We start from the raw sequence: 581 nt of genomic DNA on the forward strand, positions 1-581 counted from the left end.
GATGTGCACGACATCGGCAAGAACCTGGTCGACATCATCCTGTCGAACAACGGCTACACGGTGGTCAACCTCGGGATCAAGCAGCCGGTGTCCGCGATCCTGGAGGCGGCCGAGGAGCACCGGGCCGATGTGATCGGCATGTCGGGGCTGCTGGTGAAGTCCACGGTGATCATGAAGGAGAACCTGGAGGAGCTCAACCAGCGGGGCATGGCCGCCGACTTCCCCGTCATCCTCGGCGGCGCCGCCCTGACCCGGGCCTATGTCGAGCAGGATCTGCACGAGGTCTACGAGGGCGAGGTCCGCTACGCGCGGGACGCGTTCGAGGGGCTGCGGCTGATGGACGCGCTGATCGGCATCAAGCGCGGCGTGCCCGGCGCCCAACTCCCCGAACTGAAGCAACGCCGGGTGCCCCGGCGGGAGCCGGTGGCGGCGGAACCGGGTGAGAGCGGCCGTTCCGACGTCGCCGTCGACAACCCGGTCCCCGAGCCGCCGTTCTGGGGCACCCGGGTGGTCAAGGGCATCCAGCTCAAGGAGTACGCCTCCTGGCTGGACGAAGGCGCCCTGTTCAAGGGCCAGTGGGG

The 581-nt window shown here is 68.5% G+C and carries 1 protein-coding gene; it reads left to right on the top strand.

Translation table 11 applies throughout. The features are described 5' to 3' along the window. On the top strand, window positions 1–581 hold a 581-nt coding region (locus ACTT8P_RS38425; RefSeq protein ID WP_442836425.1), incomplete at both ends, for a cobalamin-dependent protein.

Origin of the sequence: Streptomyces sp. JW3, from assembly GCF_052216785.1 — a bacterium.
Lineage (GTDB): Bacteria > Actinomycetota > Actinomycetes > Streptomycetales > Streptomycetaceae > Streptomyces.